At 48.2% G+C, this 614-nt stretch carries 1 protein-coding gene; it reads right to left on the reverse strand.

What is annotated here, in order from left to right; genetic code table 11:
* Positions 1-34 precede the first annotated feature (34 nt).
* Positions 35-614, reverse strand: a 580-nt coding sequence (locus AB1471_RS18605; protein ID WP_367780931.1) for a hypothetical protein, incomplete at its 5' end; no start/stop codon positions are given.

Raw genomic sequence — 614 nt, forward strand, 5'->3', positions numbered from 1 at the left:
ATAATGTAAAAAGCGTTGATCAAAAGAGGTAAAATCAAGGCCCAAATAGCCTCCCGCCCCTGTCGCCCTTGCTTTTCCCCCCTCTCCCCCTTCCCTCCCCCTCCCTTCCCCCTCCTTTTTCCCCTCTCCCCCCCTTTTCCCCCCTTTCTCCCCCCTTTCTTCCCCCTCTCTCTTTTCCTTCCTTCTCTCCTTTTTTCCCTTCTTCCCTCTTCTCTTTTTTTCTCTCTCCTTCTTCTTTTCCTTTCTCCTTCTCCTCTTTCTCTTTTCTCTCTCTCTTTTTCCCTTTTCTCTCTTCTTCCCCTCCCTCCTTTTTCTCTCTTCCTCTCTTCTTTTTCCCCTTTCCCTTCTCCCTCTTCTTCCCTCCCTTCCCCTTCCCTTTTTCTCTCTTCCCTTCTCCCCTTTCTCTCTCTTCTCTTCTCTCCTTTCTCTCCTCTTTTTTTTTCTCCCTTCTCTCTCTCCTTCCCTTCCTCCCCTTTTTTCCCTTCTCTCCCTCCCTCTTCTTTCTCCTCCCCTTTCTTTCTTTTTCTTTTTCTCCCTTCCTTCTCCCCTTTTTTTTTCTCCTTTCCTCCCCCCCTCTCTCTTCTTTTCTTCCCCTCTTTTCTTTCTTCCTCTTC

The sequence above is a fragment of the Jeotgalibacillus marinus genome (genome assembly GCF_040801915.1).
Taxonomy (GTDB): domain Bacteria; phylum Bacillota; class Bacilli; order Bacillales; family Jeotgalibacillaceae; genus Jeotgalibacillus; species Jeotgalibacillus marinus.